Source organism: Vibrio sp. GJ43-1 (genome assembly GCF_055808835.1).
In genome coordinates this window covers 1,789,258-1,810,456 of the sequence record NZ_CM147884.1, presented here as the reverse complement: position 1 = coordinate 1,810,456, position 21,199 = coordinate 1,789,258, and the positions used below count along the sequence as shown (strand labels likewise).

The 21,199-nt window shown below is 45.3% G+C and carries 12 protein-coding genes, 5 pseudogenes and 1 riboswitch; of the genes and pseudogenes, 4 read left to right on the top strand and 13 right to left on the bottom strand.

Annotated features, from left to right (window positions below; translation table 11 throughout):
* Positions 1–88: 88 nt before the first annotated feature.
* Positions 89–922 carry a posphoenolpyruvate synthetase regulatory kinase/phosphorylase PpsR gene (gene ppsR / locus AC0L66_RS08775; RefSeq protein ID WP_265672977.1) on the bottom strand — a complete coding sequence of 278 codons (834 nt, stop codon included), beginning with the start codon at positions 920–922 and terminating at the stop codon, positions 89–91.
* A gap of 175 nt (positions 923–1,097) precedes the next feature.
* On the opposite strand from ppsR, the pseudogene ppsA reads away from it, so the two are divergent.
* Positions 1,098–3,474, top strand: a pseudogene (ppsA, locus tag AC0L66_RS08770) (phosphoenolpyruvate synthase).
* Positions 3,475–3,561: 87 nt separating this feature from the next.
* On the opposite strand, the pseudogene AC0L66_RS08765 reads toward ppsA, so the two are convergent.
* From AC0L66_RS08765 to AC0L66_RS08750, 4 genes and pseudogenes are all read right to left on the bottom strand, one after another.
* Positions 3,562–3,919, bottom strand: a pseudogene (locus AC0L66_RS08765) (VOC family protein).
* A gap of 110 nt (positions 3,920–4,029) precedes the next feature.
* Positions 4,030–4,791, bottom strand: a complete 762-nt coding sequence (locus tag AC0L66_RS08760; RefSeq protein ID WP_473566966.1) for a DNA ligase — start codon at positions 4,789–4,791, stop codon at positions 4,030–4,032.
* A 326-nt stretch (positions 4,792–5,117) separates the two neighbouring features.
* Positions 5,118–5,861, bottom strand: coding sequence for a chromosome partitioning protein ParA (locus AC0L66_RS08755; RefSeq protein WP_473566964.1), 744 nt, complete (start codon positions 5,859–5,861; stop codon positions 5,118–5,120).
* Between the two features lie 98 nt (positions 5,862–5,959).
* Positions 5,960–6,118 carry a hypothetical protein gene (locus AC0L66_RS08750; RefSeq protein WP_265672981.1) on the bottom strand — a complete coding sequence of 53 codons (159 nt, stop codon included), beginning with the start codon at positions 6,116–6,118 and terminating at the stop codon, positions 5,960–5,962.
* A 387-nt stretch (positions 6,119–6,505) separates the two neighbouring features.
* Positions 6,506–6,619, top strand: a riboswitch (glycine riboswitch).
* A gap of 127 nt (positions 6,620–6,746) precedes the next feature.
* On the opposite strand from AC0L66_RS08750, the pseudogene AC0L66_RS08745 reads away from it, so the two are divergent.
* A pseudogene (locus AC0L66_RS08745) lies at positions 6,747–8,117 on the top strand (alanine/glycine:cation symporter family protein).
* Between the two features lie 377 nt (positions 8,118–8,494).
* Here AC0L66_RS08745 and AC0L66_RS08740 read toward each other — a convergent pair.
* Both AC0L66_RS08740 and AC0L66_RS08735 read right to left on the bottom strand, forming a co-directional pair.
* A complete protein-coding gene (locus AC0L66_RS08740; RefSeq protein ID WP_473566962.1) occupies positions 8,495–9,997 on the bottom strand; it encodes a bifunctional NUDIX hydrolase/phosphatase PAP2 family protein in 1,503 nt (500 codons plus the stop codon).
* 13 nt (positions 9,998–10,010) lie between these two features.
* A complete protein-coding gene (locus AC0L66_RS08735) occupies positions 10,011–10,508 on the bottom strand; it encodes a GNAT family N-acetyltransferase (RefSeq protein ID WP_265672984.1) in 498 nt (165 codons plus the stop codon).
* 173 nt (positions 10,509–10,681) lie between these two features.
* Here AC0L66_RS08735 and AC0L66_RS08730 point away from each other — a divergent pair, with 173 nt between their 5' ends.
* Positions 10,682–11,026, top strand: coding sequence for a hypothetical protein (locus AC0L66_RS08730; RefSeq protein WP_473566961.1), 345 nt, complete (start codon positions 10,682–10,684; stop codon positions 11,024–11,026).
* A gap of 25 nt (positions 11,027–11,051) precedes the next feature.
* Here AC0L66_RS08730 and AC0L66_RS08725 read toward each other — a convergent pair.
* The 6 genes and pseudogenes from AC0L66_RS08725 to AC0L66_RS08700 all read right to left on the bottom strand — a co-directional run bounded on the left by AC0L66_RS08725 (position 11,052) and on the right by AC0L66_RS08700 (position 19,660).
* Positions 11,052–12,934: pseudogene (locus AC0L66_RS08725) on the bottom strand (propionyl-CoA synthetase).
* A 19-nt stretch (positions 12,935–12,953) separates the two neighbouring features.
* A complete protein-coding gene (gene prpF, locus AC0L66_RS08720; protein WP_473566959.1) occupies positions 12,954–14,129 on the bottom strand; it encodes a 2-methylaconitate cis-trans isomerase PrpF in 1,176 nt (391 codons plus the stop codon).
* Positions 14,130–14,138: 9 nt separating this feature from the next.
* Positions 14,139–16,751 (bottom strand): annotated as a pseudogene (gene acnD, locus AC0L66_RS08715) (Fe/S-dependent 2-methylisocitrate dehydratase AcnD).
* Between the two features lie 25 nt (positions 16,752–16,776).
* The gene (prpC, locus tag AC0L66_RS08710) at positions 16,777–17,907 is read right to left on the bottom strand and encodes a bifunctional 2-methylcitrate synthase/citrate synthase (RefSeq protein ID WP_265672989.1); all 1,131 of its coding nucleotides are present in this window, start codon (positions 17,905–17,907) and stop codon (positions 16,777–16,779) included.
* A gap of 103 nt (positions 17,908–18,010) precedes the next feature.
* Positions 18,011–18,907, bottom strand: a complete 897-nt coding sequence (gene prpB / locus AC0L66_RS08705) for a methylisocitrate lyase (protein ID WP_473569152.1) — start codon at positions 18,905–18,907, stop codon at positions 18,011–18,013.
* Between the two features lie 66 nt (positions 18,908–18,973).
* Entirely contained in the window at positions 18,974–19,660 is a 687-nt protein-coding gene (locus tag AC0L66_RS08700; RefSeq protein WP_473569151.1) for a GntR family transcriptional regulator, read from the bottom strand.
* A gap of 291 nt (positions 19,661–19,951) precedes the next feature.
* Between AC0L66_RS08700 and AC0L66_RS08695 the strand changes: the two genes are divergently transcribed.
* Entirely contained in the window at positions 19,952–20,926 is a 975-nt protein-coding gene (locus AC0L66_RS08695) for a tripartite tricarboxylate transporter substrate binding protein (protein ID WP_265672992.1), read from the top strand.
* The last annotated feature ends 273 nt before the right edge of the window (positions 20,927–21,199 follow it).

The window sequence follows — 21,199 nt, the reverse complement described above, 5'->3', positions numbered from 1 at the left end:
GCTATAATTACTGTGATACTCGGTCGAGATTCGGCGGCTCCCTAATGAAAGTCACTGGCACTGGCATAAGTTAACGAAGTTAAGGAGGCTAAAACAAACGGCGCTTGAGCCCAGCCCTTTCCAACACCCGAGTCGAGATCTCTTCTACAGACAATGACGACGTATTAATATAAGGGATTGCTTCTCTACGAAACAAGGATTCTACACTCGCTAACTCCTGTAAACACTGCTCAGTACTCGCGTAATCACTGCCCGCCAGTCTATTTTCTCGTATTTCGGTAAGTCTCTCAGGATCAATCGTTAATCCAAATAATTTATGGCGATGGATTTCAAATTCAGGCAGTAGGCGTAAACGTTTAATATCGTCATCAATAAAGGGGTAGTTCACCACTCTAAGACCAAACTGCATTGCCATATAAAGACTCGTCGGAGTCTTGCCACTTCGTGAAACCCCTAGCAAGATTATATCCGCTTGATCAATATTCTTAAGAGACACGCCATCATCATGCGCTAAGGTGTACTCAATAGCGGCAATCCGATCAAAGTACTTATCTGAGTCCTTCGCCACACTATGTGAGCGTTGTAATTGAGGTTTAGGCTCCATGTTTAAATCGCCCTTTACCTGTGCGACAACGCTTTCCAGGACATCGTAACAATGTGCACAAGACGCCAACAGTTTTGTGCGGATATGTGGCACGACGATCGAAAAAAACACCAAGGGTTTAACACCGTTACGTTCATAAGATTGATTAATTTCTCTAATGAGTTCATCTACCTTATGGTCACTTTCTACAAATGGAAACGTCTTTTCTCTAGCCGTCACCGAGAATTGCCCCAAAACCACATGTCCCAATGTTTCACAAGTAATCGCTGTTCCGTCAGAAACGTAGAATACGTCACGACTTTGACCTAAATTTTTCATTTTATAGTTAAGTTTTCAGATTATTTTAAGTAGGATGCGTTACATAATATCGATAACAAACCCTAGCATTCAAGAACGTTCCCCCACAGTTTTGAAAAATAACCTTATCTATTTTTCGACTGAATACGTAAACGATTGCTTATTACCCTACGCTGCAATGTTTCTGGAGATAGACATGCAAAATAATACCCTCTGGTTCGATGGACTTTCCATGGAAGATGTCGACAAAGTCGGCGGCAAAAACGCGTCATTAGGTGAAATGGTTTCTAACCTTTCCAATGCTTAGGTTTCTGTCCCAAATGGCTTTGCCACCACATCTCATGCGTTTAATCAATTCCTTGATTTCGAAGGCCTTGATGAGCGTATCCACGGACTGTTAGATGAACTAGACGTTGACGACGTTGACGCACTGCGAAAGACAGGCGCAATCATTCGTCAATGGGTACTCGATGCCCCCTTCCCTGCGGACCTAGAACAAGACATTCGTTCTAACTACCGTGAATTAATTAATGACAATCCAGCACTTTCTGTCGCGGTGCGCTCTTCTGCTACAGCGGAAGACCTACCTGACGCCTCATTTGCCGGACAACAAGAAACATTTTTGAATGTGCATGGTATTGATGCCGTGCTCGAAGCGACGAAACACGTCTATGCCTCGCTCTTTAATGATCGAGCTATCTCCTATCGTGTTCACCAAGGCTTTGACCATCGTGGCATCTCGCTATCGGCAGGTATTCAACGTATGGTTCGTTCAGACCAAGCGTCATCAGGTGTGATGTTTACGCTTGATACCGAATCTGGTTTTGATCAAGTCGTGTTTATCACCTCCGCTTGGGGTCTAGGAGAAATGGTCGTTCAGGGTGCGGTGAATCCCGACGAGTTTTATGTCCACAAGCCATTACTAGAAGCCTACCAAGCACCGATCGTCAAAAAGACGTTTGGCTCTAAACTGATCAAAATGATTTACTCCACGAATCAGGAAATTGGCAAACAAGTCGATATCGTTGATACCACGGAGCAAGAACAAACCAATTCTCCCTGACGGATGATGAGATCAAAGAGCTAGCGAAACAAGCGATGATCATCGAAAAGCACTATCAGCGTCCAATGGACATTGAGTGGGCAAAAGATGGCATCGACGGCAAGCTCTATATCGTGCAAGCACGACCAGAAACCGTTTGTTCTCAAAGCGAGACCAATGTTATCGAACGTTTCCAGCTCAATAGCAAAGCGGATGTCTTGGTTGAAGGCCGTTCAATCGGTCAGCGTATTGGTAGCGGACCAGTTCGCTTAGTCGATTCACTTGATCAAATGTCGCTAGTACAAGAAGGCGACGTACTCGTCACCGATATGACAGACCCAGATTGGGAACCTGTCATGAAGAAAGCATCTGCAATTGTGACCAACCGAGGTGGTCGTACTTGTCATGCTGCAATCATTGCTCGTGAACTCGGCATTCCTGCGATTGTAGGATGTGGCAACGCAACGACATCCTTGTCAGATGGCGCATTGGTTACCGTGTCTTGTTCGGAAGGTGAAACGCTACTACGCTTGATGAAGGTGAACTTGATTTTGAAGTCCGTCGTTCTGAGGTTGATGAATTGCCAATGCTACCGACCAAAGTCATGATGAACGTTGGTAACCCGGACCGAGCATTCGACTTCGCGCAATTGCCAAATGAAGGCGTAGGACTTGCTCGACTCGAATTTATCATCAATAAGATGATTGGTATTCACCCGAAAGCTCTACTTAACTTTGACGCTCAAAACGATGAACTTAAAGCCGAAATCACACAGCGTATTCGTGGTTACCGAGACCCAATCGACTTTTACGTGAGTAAACTGACCGAAGGTATCGCCACCATTGCTGCAGCATTCTGGCCGAAACGTGTCATCGTTCGTATGTCTGATTTTAAATCTAATGAGTACAGCAACCTCGTAGGTGGCCGTGATTTCGAACCGCATGAAGAGAACCCAATGCTGGGTTTCCGTGGTGCATCTCGTTATATCTCTCCGGTTTTCGAGGACTGTTTTGAGCTTGAAACTCAGGCTATCAAGCGTGTTCGCAACGAAATGGGACTGAAAAACGTTGAAATCATGATTCCTTTTGTTCGCACACCAAGTGAAGCAGCATCGGTGATTGACCTACTTGCTAAATTTGAACTACGTCGTGGAGAAGAAGGGCTAAAGGTCATTATGATGTGTGAATTGCCATCAAATGCCGTACTTGCGGATGAGTTTTTGAAGTATTTCGATGGGTTCTCCATCGGCTCAAATGATATGACACAGCTAACCTTAGGACTAGACCGTGATTCCGGTGACGTCGCTCATTTATTTGATGAACGCAACCCTGCGGTTAAGGCTATGCTGAAAATGTCGATTGATGCTGCCACAAAAGCAGGCAAATATGTCGGAATTTGTGGTCAGGGGCCATCGGATCATGACGACCTTGCGGAATGGTTAATGCAACAAGGTATCAGCTCGGTTTCATTAAATCCGGATACGGTTATCGACACTTGGTTAAAACTCGGCAAAGTGGCAGGCCATCAGTAACTGCGAGTCATTACTCGATCTCGTAAACAAGTGATATAGAGCAACTCAAATATGTTAAGGCGTTAGCGACTCGCTAACGCCTTTTTCTTATCTAGACTCCGACCAAACCGCAAACTCATTGCCACTTGGTTCTATGAAGTGAAATCGGCACCCACCCGGAAATTCAAAAATCTCACGGATAATACGCCCCTTGGATAGCACCACTTTCTGATAGGTTTCTTCGATATTATTGCTATAAAATACCAATAAGGCACCAACCCTGCGCTGAAACTGAGTTCAAATCAGCCTGATAAAAGCCACCGTTCATACCTTGCCCAGAAAACGCAGAATATTCATCGCCATAGTCTTGAAACTCCCATCCAAATACCGCGTTGAAAAAGGATTTAGTTGCCGTCAAGTTCCGTGCGGCAAACTCAACATAGTCTAATTTTTCATGCATACTCATGTTCACTCTCTCCGCTGGGCAACCTTTACTCTCGCACTCGACGAGTCGGTAACAATTAAAGAAGGCTAAAGTATAGGATCTTGACCCATAATTAACCGCTACTCACATCACTATTCCGGTAGCCTGATCCGATGGTAGCGAGCAAAACGCGGAATACCATTTTCCGTCCAACCATTGTGCTCGAACGTTACCATATCCCCAAGTTTTGGCGGGTCACTGCGTTCTGCATCGGTAAACCCCGACCCAATATAAAATCGAGCACCGTCACTTAGCTCCACTAAAATCGCACCCATTTTCCCCTCATATTTCCCCTTACCGGGCTTGTAACCAACGACGATTGCTTCTGCGTCTTGAACATTTTTTACTTTAACCAGTGAAGCATTACGTCCTGGGTGATACAACTCACCTTTTTGTTTTAACATTAGCCCTTCACTGCCTGCACTGGTCAGTGATCCTAAGTAATGTTGCAGATCTTTATGGGTGTCAAATGACATCTGTTCAACACATCGAAGGTGGGTTCCTGAGATGCTTTCGCAAAACGCCGTAAGAAATTGATAGCGTTGTTCAAATTTCCCCATATGACCAGGGGCATCGAATAACATATAGTGGATATCTAGCCACTGCTCATCATCAGGAACCGTATCAAGCACGGTCCGTTGTACTTGAGAAAATTGACCTCTTCCGGCCCATAACTCCCCTTCAACCGATATATCAGGCAATTCACTCGTAAACCAATCTGGCGCATTAAGTACCCGCCCAGAGCGCGTTACCAATTTACTCCCAGTCCAAATAGCACGGACACCATCCAGCTTTTCGCTGACATAATAAGAAGAGATGTCGAGCTCTTGGTGATAGTTGATAGCGTTAACCACTGCAGGTTTTCCTTTAACGAACTGAACCTACTCGGCAAAAGGGGCAGAGGAACAAACAAGGAGAGCAAGTGTGGTAATTGGAAATCGAGCGGACTTTGGCAAAAGAAAACATCCTATGACGATAGACTGTTTTCTCAATTTAGCGGTAATACCGCTCACTATCAGCCCATCAGACTAACAATTACGACTCATAGTGAATGATTTTTTAAACGGAAAGTTATCAATTACACAATTTTTAGGGAGGGTTCAAACTCACCAACCTAAAATACCCTCACTACTTTCACGAGCGCTAACGTTAGTGAGGGAAGCGTGCGACTAAATTGATGTTATTGGATACCGAGCTCTTGTTTCAACGTAGCGATGTGGTTCAGATCCATGTTGTGTACTTTGAGCATTTGATCTATCTGGCTTAGCCTAGATGTCACACGGTCATGGCGATCACAAGAGTCTGATTTAGCGTCCCATGAGGTGCCAGCTAAAAATAGATCACAGTCTTTTTTCAGAGACTTGCTCTCAGGAACGAGTTTCGCTTTCTCTTGTTCAAGCTTCGCGACTTCTGTTTTTAACTCACTTTCTCGTTTAAACAGCTCTTGAGATTGCTCAAACATCGAGCTTTGAATATCGGTCTTACGAACTAATTGACTGTTCTTTTCTTCTTGTGTGACGATGGCCTTTTTCTGAGTAACTATCTTGCCTTTAAGACTCGCGTTCGCCTTTTCCAACTGAGTGATTTTTTCATTCAGTTTATCAAGCTCTTCTTGATACGCGGCGACTTTAAGTTCAACCGCTTGGCGCAGCCTAAGTTGCGCGTCGGAATCCGCTTTTGCCAATTGTTCGGTAAGCTCTGAGTCCTGTTTTTGAGTGACTTTCAGTGTACTTTGATACTGAGTGTCTAATGCCTGGTAGCGTTGCTGCCAGTCATTTTGAGTAATCGTCGCGCCAATCAACCCACCTGCTGCAAGACCTAGAGCAGCAGCAATACCAATGTACAAGCGAGCACGCTTGTCCTTTTGTTCAATGACAACAACATCTTCATTATGTTGTTCTTGCTCTTCCGTTTTGTTTTCCACACAGACCTCTTATGGCGCTTGTACAATCATCTGGGCAATTACGTCGTCGACGAGCCAATTAGCTATCAAGTTAACAAATTAGCTATCGAGTTAATAAATTAGCGAATGAGTTCAGTAAACACTAATGTTGCGACGTAAATAGCAAAACCGGACAACAGGGTGATGACCACACCTTGCTGAACCTTTTCATTCGTTCGGTAACGAAAAAGCATAAAGGCTAACGTTACCAAAAATGCAATGGCAATTAAACGAGTCATAACACCTCCTTTAGCAACAAGGCTAAGAAATGAACAAAATAGCGTATTTCCAAGGGGTTAACCTGACTCTACACCACTCTAACTTAATGTAAGATGCACTAAGTCAGAAACTTGTTCAAATATAACAAATGGCGAACGCTTGCACTCGAATAAGTGCAAATAAATTGTAAATTTATTCATGACTTATCTAATTAACTGCGCTACGATTGCTTTCGCAGATTATCTACAAAATAGATAATTGTTCCGATGAAGACAGCAGGAGAGCGGTTATTAACTAGATTTTTACATTTAGTTAACTAAACCCACCGAAGAAGTAAATCTTTCAGGTGCTTTATTCTGAGAAATCAGACTTCGAATTATTCGAAGCGTAAAGTGAGGACTGTTGTTGGAGGAACCTCTGGAGAGAGCCGTACTACTTTGTTGTAGAAAGCGGCCGCCGAAGGAGCAAGCTCAACGCAAACGTTGAGTGAAACTCTCAGGCAAAAGGACAGAGGAGAGAAAAACAATATTGAACAACTCATCGTTTTCATGAGTAGTCATGTATTTAGAGTACCCGTCATCAAGCGGCCTCTAAGTGTGACTGCCCTTTCTCTCTTCTCCTTAAATTTAGTTTTATTAAGGGGAAATCATGAACAACCTACAATCTACGCTTCAAACCATCGATAATTTTGTTTGGGGACCACCATTACTCATTCTGTTAGTCGGCACCGTACTGTTTATTTTACGCTCAAGCTCGGTTTACTGCAGTTTCGGTATTTACCCACCGCACTTCGCTTAATCTTTTCCAAAGAAAACTCCAGCAATGGCGATATTTCTAGCTTTGCGGCATTGTGCACAGCCCTTTCTGCAACCATTGGTACCGGGAATATTGTTGGTGTCGCGACTGCCATTAAACTGGGGGGCCCAGGCGCGCTATTTTGGATGTGGCTCGCGGCCGTATTTGGTATGGCAACGAAATACGCTGAATGTTTATTAGCGGTTAAATATCGTACGACTGACGACAAAGGTCAAATGTTGGGTGGGCCAATGTACTACCTTCGGGACGGGGTTGGCTCCCGCGTCCTAGCCACCATGTTTGCCGTCTTCGCATTAGGCGTAGCTTGCTTTGGTATTGGTACCTTTCCACAAGTTAATGCCATTCTTGATGCCAGCGAAATTTCCTACGGGGTATCGCGAGAAATTTCAGCAACCGTCCTAACGATTCTTGTTGCCTTTGTTACATTAGGAGGTATCAAGTCGATAGCTAAAGTCGCGGGTAAAGTCGTGCCAGCCATGGCGGTCTTTTATGTTATTGCGTGCATGAGCGTCATCATTATCAACGCAGACCAGCTGTATGGCGCCATTGAACTTGTGATTGTGTCGGCATTTACCGGAACGGCCGCGACAGGTGGTTTTGTTGGAGCCAGCATCATGCTTGCCATTCAGTCTGGTATCGCTCGTGGCGTATTTTCCAACGAAAGCGGACTGGGTAGTGCCCCTATGGCAGCTGCGGCAGCACAAACCGATAGCTGTGTACGCCAAGGACTTATTTCTATGACGGGAACGTTCATCGATACCATCATTATTTGTACCATGACGGGATTGGCACTGATCTTAACTCTATGCTTGGCAAGGTGATCTTGCGGGCGCGGCAATGACGACTCATGCATTCGCTATTGGACTTAATAACGACACTCTGGGCCCGCTTCTGGTCTCTACTGGCCTTATATTCTTTGCCTTTACGACAATTTTAGGTTGGAACTACTACGGCGAGCGCTGCGTCGTTTATCTTATGGGAACAAAAGCAGTATTGCCTTACAAAATCATCTTCGTTGGATTAGTGGCATCTGGCGCATTTTTACATCTAGATATGATTTGGATTATCGCCGACATCGTCAACGGGTTAATGGCAATTCCCAATTTGATTGGCCTTGTACTGCTAAGAAATGTTGTCATCGAAGAGACTAAGCTGTACTTCGCTGGTAAGTCTTCAAATACCACACTGGCTGTTAATCACTAACACCACCATTGCGCCTTGATTATCCAGTCATATTAAACAAAAAGGTCTGCTTTATGCAGACCTTTGCTCTATATAAACATGATATCCGCAACACTATCGATCGTCGCGTCAGCTGCCCCATTTAATTGACTGGCTAAATTGGCCATCAGCGCAGTGCACGCTGCTATTACTGCAATAATCATTTGAATGCTCCTCTTCATTAGAGCTGTAGATTAGTACAAGTTTTAAACCAAAATTTGCCTTTATACGCCAACAGAGGAAGTATAAATATTAAGCCTTCGAAGACAAGTCTCCATCTAAATACAATAATACCATTGGAAACAACAATACCACTGGAAACAACGGTTAACGACAATGCTGATTACGAAACAAAATCATCACGACGGCTTTGCGACAATTATGATGATAGGAACGACTAAGGTTTGCAGTAGTAGTGACCCTATTCCACTATGCGCTACCACATCTTCTAAATGAAAATAGCCTATCAACATAACTAAAATTACCGATAGCGAATACAACAATTCTCGCAAACACATTCGTGAGCGTGGTGGGCAATAGCTACTTGCGACAGCAAAGAGCAACATCCCAATGCAAAGTGCTAACCAACTCAAAAATGAAGGGAATTGCCATATATACGCAAACAGGGCAGCAATACTCGTTAAGACTATCCATACCTTCGTGCTTGTAAACGTATAATCTTCACTCACGGTAAGGCTGAAATAGTGTCGAATAAAATGCCAGCCCACTAACGCGCCAATAATAGCACCTGCAAACATGTCCGATAAAAAGGCTCCACCACTGATAAACTGGTAGAACGCAATAATGATAGTGACCCAAAAAGCTGCAATCGCAAACTTACCAAGGTGCCTCGGTTTTATCTGGCTCACTACGATACTGGAAATACAGATCCAGTTCGCCATCAATAAATCGGGGAAGCTAAATCCACTGCGTTCATTATAATTGAGCGTTGGCAGATAAGCGTGGGGCACAGGAAAGCTAAAGCCTTGCTTTGCCACGAGAATAAACAATGATGTTGCGGTCACGGCAAACATAAGCTGAGCGGTAAAATGCCGCCCCCACAACCAGATAAACAGCGGTAAAAAAGCGAGAAGCAATAAGGGCTGAATTAGTACATAGAGGATATTTCCACCCAATAACACCACTTCTTGGAGTTGTTTGGGGGCAGTCACTAATGCTTCTTGTGTGCTTGATAGCCAAGATAGTTCCACTTGATGGACTCGAGGCGCCGAGCTAATTAAATTATCAATATAACGAATTGGCTGATTGCTTAATGACAAAAACATGTCCTCAACCAAAGGCCATTGTTGTGGGTAGCGGTACTCCACTGGCGACACACTTTTAGGGCTGAGTAAATTGGCGCTGCGAACTTCCACACCAAAATGCGGAGCGAAGTAAATCGGTAACTCTACACCGCGCCCATAGTTGGTTTCACTGTAAGCAATGATATCGGACTCAACTAAGCACTCATAAAATACGGCTCTGTCCGTTCTTCCAAGTTCTCGGCCAACGACAACGACAAGTCCAGCTTCTTCCCATGTTTCTCGTTGAGCGGTTAACCGTGGGTTCTCGTTATTCTCGATCGTTCCACCGGGGAGTGATAATTTATTTGTGACAATTTCATCGACGAGTAAAATTCTATCATCGCTGCGAACCAGACATAACGCCCCTCTCACTGTTGGAGCTAACGGCGGATCGTTATGCACAAAAGGTTGTCGGAGGCTATCCGATAGTTCATTAAATGCAGTCACTGGCATCTTAGACGACGTCACAGCGGTGGTGTTCGAAGAAGCAAAGCTCTGATGTATTGTTAATAACGCAAGCAAAAGCGTAAAAGCAATATGGCTCAAAATTTGAGTCACAAAAGTACCTAAATTATATTTTTTTTCTAAGACAATGAATATGAGAGAAAAATCCCTCTTTATTATATAAGTTGAGGGCCGATTGATTGAAATCCCACACTTCAACCATTATTTGCGATGCGCCCAACTCTGTTAAGCGATGTTCTGCTTGTGCGAGCAATGCTTGTGCATAACCGTGCTGTCGATGACTGGGTAGGACAAACAGCTCATCGATACTCCCGACTAAACAAGGTCGACTGATCGGCGATACCAATTCACAAAACTGCGCCGTGATAAAACCAACGATTGAGTTAGCTGAAGACTCTGAACCATCAACGGTAAGTACAAGGACCAAACAATCCGGTGAATCAAGATAACGAGCAACGCTCTTTTCTTGTTGCACTTCTTCCGCCGACTTAAAGTCTTCTGGCACAGCGTGATGATGATACTGATGCAATTCATACATGAGATCATTCAACGTGTCCAAATCGTCTGTTTTCGCTGAACGGATAGTAAAGGTTAAGTCGGTCATAACGGGATTAAATGTTGTAAAAAAGAGCGCTGCTTACAAATGTGCGCCTAGTGTGAGGGTTTTGTCAGGGATGTGCAAATAAAAAAACATAAGGAAATAGGATCACCAATAGTCTTGGCACAACATCACAACAATCACTGACTATACTTACCAAAAAGCCAAGGAAAACCAAGATGAGACCATTACCGCTGTTTTCACTGTTTTCACTGTTTTCACTATTAGTATGGGCGCCCTATTCATTCGCGGCATTACCAATGAAGTGTTCCTTAACCGCAACCAGTGACCACTTTTGGTTTTATCAAGAGCAGCGTGTCTTTGAAAGTGAGCAGTTCGTTATTTTTCAAAATTTTAAAGGCAGAGTCGTCACGCAAGTCGATCTGAAAACAGGAAAGTTCAGCCGGACCACGTATATCGGCGAACCCTTTACTCCAAGGTATCAAGTGTTATTTGGTCTCTGCGAGGAACCAAACCATATCCTTAAAATGTGGCACATGAGTTCGGTTCCTTATGACAACTAATGTCGACGCTGCGTTTAACAACAAGTTAGTCAGCGTGCAGCGCTTTTTCAATTTCAGATAAGCTGCTCGGGTCATCTATTGTCGATGGCACGGTATAGCTCTCACCGTCCGCAATTTGTCGAATAACACGGCGCAATATTTTACCAGAACGCGTTTTTGGTAAGCGCTCGACGACCAATGCATGTTTAAAGCACGCAACCGCGCCTATCTCTTGTCGTACTTTGCCAACTAATTCATGCTCTAACTCACTACTGTCCACTTTCACACCATCTTTCAATACCACAAGGCCAAGTGGCAGTTGCCCTTTTAAGTCATCATGCACCCCCACTACGGCGCACTCCGCAATGGCTGGATGACCGCCAACTATCTCCTCCATTTCACCAGTTGAGAGTCGGTGTCCAGCGACATTAATAACATCATCGACGCGACCCATGATAAATAAATACCCCTCTTCATCTAAATACCCACCATCACCTGACACATAATAACCTGCAAATTGGCTCAGATAGCCTGATTCAAAGCGATCGTGATTTCGCCATACCGTAGTCAAACAGCTTGGGGGGAGCGGCCGTTTCAGCGAAACAAAACCCTGTTGATTGGCTGCAACAGGTTCACCTAACTCATTCAATATCTCCACCTTAAAACCCGGACTTGGTTTGGTGGAGGAACCGGCTTTAATTGGCATGGCTTCAATACCCACCGGGTTGGACGCAATCGCCCAGCCAGTTTCGGTTTGCCACCAGTGATCAATCACGGGTTTATTCGTCTGTTGCTCTACCCAATCAAGGGTTGGTGGATCAAGTCGTTCACCAGCCATGAAGATACTTTTCAGTCGACTTAGGTCATAGTTTCTGAGCGCTAAACCATCAGGGTCTTCTTTCTTAATCGCTCGGAACGCCGTTGGCGCTGAGAATAAGACCGTCACATCATACTCTTCACAAACTCGCCAAAACGCACCGGGATCGGGTGTTCTGACCGTATTTACCCTCAAACAATATTGACGTGCAGCCATGAATAAGCGGAGCATAAACAATATACGAGTGCCCAACGACCCAACCCACATCCGAAGCCGCCCAAAACACACCATCGGTAGGCATATCATAAACCGTACTCATTGAATATTTCATCGCGACGGCATGCCCACCATTATCACGTACGACACCCTTTGGCTTTCCCGTTGTTCCAGACGTATAAAGAATATATAGGGGATCCGTCGCCAACACTGGCACACACGCATGAGGTAGGGCTTGGTCGTATGACTCTTGCCAATCTAAATCGCGATCTTGACCCAACTCAGCTTGACATTGTTCGCGCTGAAGCACGAAGACTTTTTCAGGCTTCCATCGGCTGTCCATGATCGCTCTATCAACCAACGGTTTATAAGGCAGAACTTTGTTAATCTCAACGCCGCAAGAAGCGGTCATGATGACTTTTGGTTCCGCATCTTCAATCCGCACTGCAAGCTCGCTAGGAGCAAATCCACCAAACACTACCGAATGAATCGCGCCAAGCCGTGCGCACGCCAACATTGCCATCGCTGCTTCAGGGATCATCGGCATGTAGATAACAACACGGTCGCCTTTCGTCACGCCTTGCTTAGCCAACATTCCGGCAATTTTCGCCACCTTGTCTCTTAATACAAAGTAGCTAATTTTCTGCTTAACCCCAGTAACCTAGTGAGTCATAAATAAGGGCGGTATGATCTCCGCGGCCTTGTTCGCAATGATAATCCAATGCCAACCAAGCGGTATTCATTACACCATCAGGGAACCAACGTTCAATACCATTTTCATCTTTTCCTAATATTGTTTTCGGTGCTTCAAACCAATCAATCGCTTTTGACTGATGCTGCCAAAATAATTCTGGTTGTTGTTCGGCCCACTGATATTCTTTTTGATATGCAGACATAATGCGTCCTCCAATATGTCTAATTCATTGTATCCGATGGCACGCGAACCCAGCCTTCCATAAGGATTCTCGCACTTCGACTCATGATAGCTTTATCGACAGTCCAACCTGTTGATGCTTGTGACGCAGTCGCGCCGACTTTCAATATCCCAGACGGATGGCCAAATGTCACCGCCTGCCGAGCGCCACCGCCTGCTGCCAAATTGACTACCGTGCCCTCCACACTCGCGGCACAAGCGATAGCAACGGCGGCCGTACCCATCATCGCGTGATGCAGTTTCCCCATAGACATCGCTCGCACTAACAGATCTACGTCATGAGCATTAATTGGCTTTTGGCTGGATGAGAGGTAGCTTTTAGGCGGTGAAACAAACGCCAGTTTCGGTGTGTGTTGTCGTGTCTTTGCTTGTTCTATCGAATCAATCAGACCCATTTTCAACGCGCCAACCGCGCGGATGGCCTCAAATTTTTCGAGCCAGTGTGGGTCACTATTAATATCATCTTGAAGCTCATCGCCATTTAAACCAAGTTCATGCGCATCAATGAAGATTGTCGGAATACCCGCATTTATCAATGTTGCGTTGAATACCCCGACGTCAGGAACACTAAGATCATCGACAAGGTTACCCGTTGGAAACATCGAACCCGAACTGTCACTAGGATCGACAAACGCGACCTTGATCTCCGCAGCAGGAAATGTCACGCCATCTAATTCAAAGTCACCCAACTCTTGTACTTCACCATCGACAATAGGGACATTGGCAATAATCGTCTTGCTAATATTGGCTTGCCATATTCTCACTGGCACAACACCATTTTCAGGAATCCGCTCTTTATCGATAAGTCCGCTATGAATCGCGAATGGACCTACCGCTGCCGATAAATTACCGCAATTACCACTCCAATCTACAAACGCCTTATCAATGGACACTTGACCAAACAGATAATCGACATCATGCTCTGAGCAAGCACTCTTAGACACAATCACCGCTTTACTGGTGCTTGAGGTTGCGCCCCCTAATCCATCAATCTGCTTAGCATAAGGATCTGGGCTACCAATAACGCGCATAAGCAGCTTATCGCGTGCCTCTCCTGGCTGTTTGGCTTTTATCGGCAGGTCTTGCCAATTAAAAAATACCCCTTTACTCGTGCCACCTCGCATGTAGGTTGCCGGAACTCTGATTTGCTTCGTCATAAATCCCCCCTACTGAGCTAGAAAATCTTGAGCGAAACGTTGTAAAACGCCGCCAGCGGAGTACACCTTCACTTCATCTGCAGTATCCAGTCTAGCATGTCACGGCCACATCAAGCTTTTCGCCGTTAGCTCGAGTGATCACCAATGCTAGATCGCAACCCGCCTTAATTTCTCCTGCGACATCGTAAGACTCCGTTCCATCAAGCGCTAAGGTCTTTCGGTCTGTTCCAGTTTTAAATTGCAGTGGTAATACACCCATCCCCACTAAGTTGGTACGGTGAATCCGTTCAAAGCCTTCCGCTACAATCGCTTCAACTCCCGCTAAGCGCACACCTTTCGCAGCCCAATCTCGAGACGAGCCTTGCCCATAATCGGCACCTGCAACAATAATCAATGGTTGTTTGCGAGCCATGTAGGTTTCAATCGCCTCCCACATGCGAGTCACCTTGCCTTCTGGCTCTATACGCGCCAATGAACCTTGAACGACAGCTCCCTGCTCTTCCACCATTTCATTAAATAGCTTAGGGTTAGCAAAAGTAGCTCGTTGCGCGGTTAAATGATCACCTCGGTGCGTCGCGTATGAGTTATAGTCTTCTTCAGGTACACCCATAGTGGTTAAATACTCACCCGCGGCACTACTTGCTAAGATGGCATTGGAAGGTGACAGATGGTCAGTGGTAATGTTGTCACCTAAAATTGCTAGCGGCCTCATCGCTTGTAGTGTGCATTTCCGAGCTAACGCCCCTTCCCAATAGGGCGGTCTACGAATATAGGTACTTTGCGCCCGCCAATCGTAAAGAGGACTGCTGGATTTTTCAGCTTCATCCGGTTTAAACATCTGGATATAAACTTGATTAAATTGCTCAGGCTTGACGTGCTGGTTCACCACCGCATCAATTTCTTCGTCGCTTGGCCAAATATCAGCCAGATAGATAGGCTGACCTGATGCATCAAGCCCAAGCGCATCACGCTCAATATCAAATCGAATCGTCCCCGCCAACGCGTAAGCGACAACTAAAGGTGGTGATGCTAAGAACGCTTGTTTCGCATAAGGATGAATGCGCCCATCAAAATTTCGATTTCCAGACAATACTGCTGTCGTGTATAGATCGTTGTCGACTATCTCTTTTTGAATTTTGGGATCCAGTGCGCCACTCATGCCATTACACGTTGTGCAAGCATAGGCCACGATACCAAACCCTAGTTTCTCTAACTCAGGCAGTAACCCGGCGTCTTCTAAGTACAATTTAGCGACTTTGGATCCCGGAGCAAATGAAGATTTCACCCAAGGTTTACGAAGTAACCCTAACTGGTTGGCTTTTTTTGCAATAAGACCAGCTGCTACCACGTTTCTTGGGTTACTCGTATTCGTGCAAGAAGTAATGGCTGCAATGATGACAGCGCCATCTGGTATTTCGTCAGCGTGTTGTTGCCACTCACCCGCAATACCCTGCAGGGTAAGCTGCGCAGTGGGTAAACGTCGATGCGGATTAGACGGTCCTGCCAATGTACGTTCCACAGCAGACAAATCAAACTCCAACACCCGTTCATAATTAACATTTTCTAGTGTTTTCGCCCATAAACCTGTGTGTTTCGCATACTGTTCAACAAGCTTAACTTGTTCATCATCGCGTCCGGTGAGCTTAAGGTAATTGATAGTTTGTTCATCAATATAGAACATCCCGGCCGATGCCCCATATTCTGGCGTCATATTCGATATGGTTGCTCGATCGCCAATGGTTAAATTTTTAGTTCCTTCTCCAAAAATTCCAAATAGCTCGACACTACTCGTTGCGCACGAAGAAACTCCGTCAGTGCCAAAACAATGTCCGTCGCGGTGATCCCCGGTTGACGCTCACCAATTAAACGCACGCCGACAATATCGGGTAATCGCATCATTGAAGGGCGGCCAAGCATAACCGTCTCAGCCTCAAGTCCGCCAACACCAATAGCGATGACGCCAAGTGAATCGACATGCGGAGTATGGCTATCGGTACCCACACACGTATCGGGGAATACAACACCCTGCTTAACTTGTACAACAGGGGAAAGCTTCTCTAGATTGATTTGGTGCATAATACCGTTACCAGCAGGCACGACACTGACGTTCTCAAATGCGGTTTTACACCACTCTATAAAATGGAAACGGTCTTCGTTTCTACGCTCTTCGATAGCACGGTTTTTTTCAAAAGCGTCCGCTTCAAAGCCCGCATGCTCCACCGCTAACGAGTGGTCGACAATAAGCTGGGTTTCTACCACTGGATTGACACTAGCAGGATCGCCACCTTGCTTAGCAATGGCATCACGTAGGCCCGCTAAATCAACCAGCGCAGTTTGTCCAAGAATGTCGTGACAAACGACACGCGCCGGATACCAGGGAAAGTCTTTATCTCGACGTCGATAAATAAGCTGGGACAGACAAACTTCTAACTCAGATGGGTCACAACGACGCACCAGATTTTCGGCTAATACCCGTGACGTATACGGGAGCTGCTCGTACGCGCCCGCTTCAATATCATTGACCGCCGAACGCGCGTCATAATAATCCAGCTGCGAATTGGGGAACGACTTGCGATATTGATAGTTAACGGTTGGGTTAGAGTCACTTGTTTGATTAGACATATTCCACATCCTTTGCCTTACTCGATTAATCACGCTCGTCAATAGCGACCCATTCTCTTGCATCAGGTCCTTCATAATCCGCACTTGGTCTAATAATGCGATTATTAGCTCGCTGCTCGTAGACGTGCGCAGCCCAACCAGTTAATCGACTCATAACGAAAATTGGTGTAAACAATTTAGTGGGAATATCCATGAAGTGATAAGCAGAAGCATGGAAGAAGTCAGCGTTACAGAACAAACCTTTCTCACGTTTCATTACCGATTCAACCCGAACTGAAACGTCATAAAGGTATGTATCCCCAACCGCTTCAGATAACGATTCTGACCAACGTTTGATCAATGCATTTCTTGGGTCACTCTCTCGATAAATGGCGTGACCAAAGCCCATAATTTTGTCTTTATTAACCAACATTTGCATGATGTTGGCTTCCGCTTCTTCAGCGCTACGCCAATCTTGGATCATATCCATTGCCGCTTCATTTGCCCCACCGTGCAGTGGACCACGTAAGGTGCCAATTGCAGCTGTGACGCATGAATGAATATCTGAAAGCGTTGACGCACAGACTCTGGCGGCAAACGTGGACGCATTAAATTCATGCTCAGCATATAGGATCAAAGAGCAATGCATGACTTTCTTATGCAGCTCTGAGGGTGCTTTGTCAGTGAGCATTTTAAGAAAGTACCCACCAATACAATCTTCCGTATAGTCTTGGGTGTCAATTCGCACCCCGTCATGGCTATAACGATACCAATAACAAATAATCGCAGGAAATAACGCTAACATTCTTTCTGTCGCAGATTCTTGCTGTGAAAAGTCTAATTCCTGCTCCAAGTTGCCTAGCATAGAGCAACCCGTTCTCATTACATCCATTGGATGAGCGTCGGCGGGAATCAACTCTAGCGCATGCTTCAGAGGTTCTGGCAACCCGCGCAATCCGACTAATATTGTTTTATATTCATCCAGCTCTTTTTGATTCGGCAAGTGACCTCGAAGTAACAGGTGCGCCACTTCTTCAAATTGTGCATTGTTAGCAAGATCGGTAATATCATAGCCTCGATACGTTAACCCCGTTCCCGACTGACCGACTGTACATAAAGATGTGGTACCCGCGCTCTGGCCTCTAAGACCTGCTCCACCTAGTGTTGAATTAGGCATATTGAACTCCTTTTCCCGCTCTTGTCCTTTATAGGATCTATTATCACGGCATCATGTTATTGGATTAGTTAATTGTTTTTCTTACCGTTCGTTATTTCACGTATCATTTCTGATCAGCAAACAACTGATCTAGCTTGTCTTCGTAACTGTGATAATTCAGGTGTTCGTACAACTGGGCTCGCGTTTGCATCTCCCCCGTCAACGCCTCTTGATTACCAACATCTAGTAAGTGCTGGTATACGTTTTCCGCCGCTTTGTTCATCGCTCTGAATGCTGAAAGAGGATAAAGCACCATATCAACACCAACACTGGCAAGCTCATCACAACCAAACAGAGGGGTTTGACCAAATTCAGTAATATTGGCAAGGATAGGTACCTCTTTCCCCGTTGCCTTGTTTAACGCCGACTTAAATTGCTGGTAGTGCGCTAATGACGTCATCGCTTCGGGGAAAATCATGTCAGCGCCCGCTTCGACATAAGCAATGGCACGCTCTATCGCTTTATCCATCCCTTCGACTGCTAGTGCATCGGTTCTCGCCATGATGACAAAGCTATCGTTCACTTTGGCGTCCACCGCTGCTTTAATGCGATCAACCATTTCTTGTTGGCTTACCACCGCTTTGTTAGGACGATGTCCACAGCGTTTTTGTGCGACTTGATCCTCAATATGAACGGCAGCCGCGCCCGCTTTTTCTAGTGCTTTAATCGTACGCGCGATATTAAAAGCACCGCCAAATCCAGTATCAATATCAACAAGCAACGGTAAATCACAGGCGTTGGTTATACGTTCTACATCGACTAAGACATCGTTAAGGGTGGTAATACCAAGATCTGGCAAACCATACGACGCATTGGCAATTCCGCCGCCAGAGAGATAGATGGCTTGGTGCCCGACATTTTTTGCCATCATGGCGCAATAAGGGTTTACCGTGCCGACCACTTGCAATGGATTAGCACTTGTGACAGCGTCACGAAATAATTGACCTGGGGATACTGACATTTTCCTCTCCTTGTCGAGGGTCCTGCTCTAATTGTCTACAATCATGAGCACCGCGATTAATGTTGATTAACTATTTAGATTTTTCTCTATTAAGGCTTTGCTTCTTGATATGTGGCGTCTCATAAGAAGCTCTGCTAATTCTTGGTCCCTATTTTTAATGGCATCCAAAATAAATAAGTGCTCTTTCAAGGCGGCTTCTGGACGAGACTGAGTTCTTGGTGATTGGTAGCGGTACATCCTGAGTAGGTGATATAGCTCATTGCATAATAAGTTCACTAACTGGCTATTTTGACTCGCTTTAATTATCCGATAATGAAAATCAAAATCACCATGTTGATGAAAGTACGATGCTCCGTCGACTTCATCGATATGCTCTGAGTGCCTTGCCAATAACCCTTCCAACTCAATCACTTCTTCATCACTAATATGCTGTGCAGCCAACCTTGCAGCCATCCCTTCTAAAGCTTCACGCACGGAGTAAAGCTCTATTAACTTATCTTGAGACAATGAGATGACCCTAGCACCGACATGCGGAATACGTTCAATAAGTCCAAGTCCTTCTAGTCGCATGATGGCCTCACGCAAGGGACCACGACTCACTTCAAAACGCTTTGCCAATTCGGGTTCAGATATTTTGCTCCCGGATGCAATTCTACCCAGAACGATATCTTCTATAAGACACTCTGTTAAATTCTCTGACTTGGTTGCTTCTTTGGAAGAGACTTCATCGCTCATTACTAGATCTACATTCATCTACGCTATCACCTATTACAAAAGCCAAACTGTTAACAATCTCGCTGAACTTCTGGCTATTTAAGCAACATACCGAGCAAAAATCAATCACACTGTCGACAATGTAGACTAATGTCTAACATTCACCTACTCCGCGAACTTTATGAACAATATTCACCCTATGCTCTTTATTCTCAATATCGACGCTTTATTGATGAGTTTGTAACAAATGCATAACCTTTAACTAACCCAAAGAGGTCCCGTCAGGTGAGCAAATACTGGCAGACAAAAGTCAACATAAGGAACGTGAACATGTTTAAGGCATTAAAACCAACACTCGCAGCGTCAATCGTGGCCGCAACACTGTCATTTAGTAGCTATGCAGCTGATCTTGAAAAAATACATTTCATCATCCCTGGTGGTGCAGGTGGCGGTTGGGATATGACGGCTCGTGGAACTGGTGACGTATTGGTAAAAGCGGATATTGTCGACAATGTTTCTTTTCAAAACCTATCCGGCGGCGGTGGCGGCAAAGCCATTGCTCACTTAATCGAAACCGCTGAACGCCAAGAAGATACGCTGATGGTGAATTCCACCCCTATCGTGGTTCGCTCGTTAACTGGTGTCTTTCCACAATCTTTCCGCGATTTAACGCCTGTCGCGGCAACTATTGCCGATTACGGCGCGATTGTCGCCCCTGCAGACTCGCCATATAACACGTGGGAAGACGTGGTCGCAGACTTCAAAGAAAATCCTAGAAAAGTGAAAATTGCTGGCGGTTCAGCGCGTGGCAGTATGGACCACCTCGTCGTAGCAGCAGCATTTAAAGGCGAAGGTTTTGACCCTAAGAAAGTACGTTACATCGCCTACGATGCTGGCGGTAAAGCGATGGCAGCACTGTTATCTGGTGAAACTCAGCTACTTTCTACTGGCTTAGGCGAAGTATTGGAAATGTCTAAATCAGGCCAAGTGAAAGTGATTGCCGTGACAGCACCAAAGCGTTTAGAAGCCGCACCTGATATCCCAACACTCACCGAATACGGTAACGAAACCGTCTTTGCTAACTGGCGTGGATTCTTTGCAGCCCCTGGAGCTAGCGAAGAAAAAGTAAAAGAGTGGACAGATGCGTTGTCGAAAATGTACACCACCGATGAATGGGCAGTGGTTCGTGACCGTAATGGTTGGATCGACAACTACAAACCTGACCAAGACTTCTATAAATTCCTAGAAGATCAAGAAAAACAAATGGGTACACTGATGACAGAACTTGGTTTCCTTAATAAATAGTCATGACTCTTAGATCCTATGTCCTGGTAAATCGCTCTCCGGTCTACCGGGTATTAATTTAGTTGAGTAGACCTCTTCTAACCTTTATTTTTGCCGTCCATAAGACACAACAACGAATCCTTCAATTCGTTAGCGTGACTAGCTGTACTCCTTTGTTTATTGGGTATCGCTGACAGAGTCTCTCGTTATGAGTCCTTAGCGAAGTCTTTGTTAACTACCCTCTTCGGTCGAATGCCCATCGACCCCTTATGGATGGCTTTTTTCTTTGCTTCA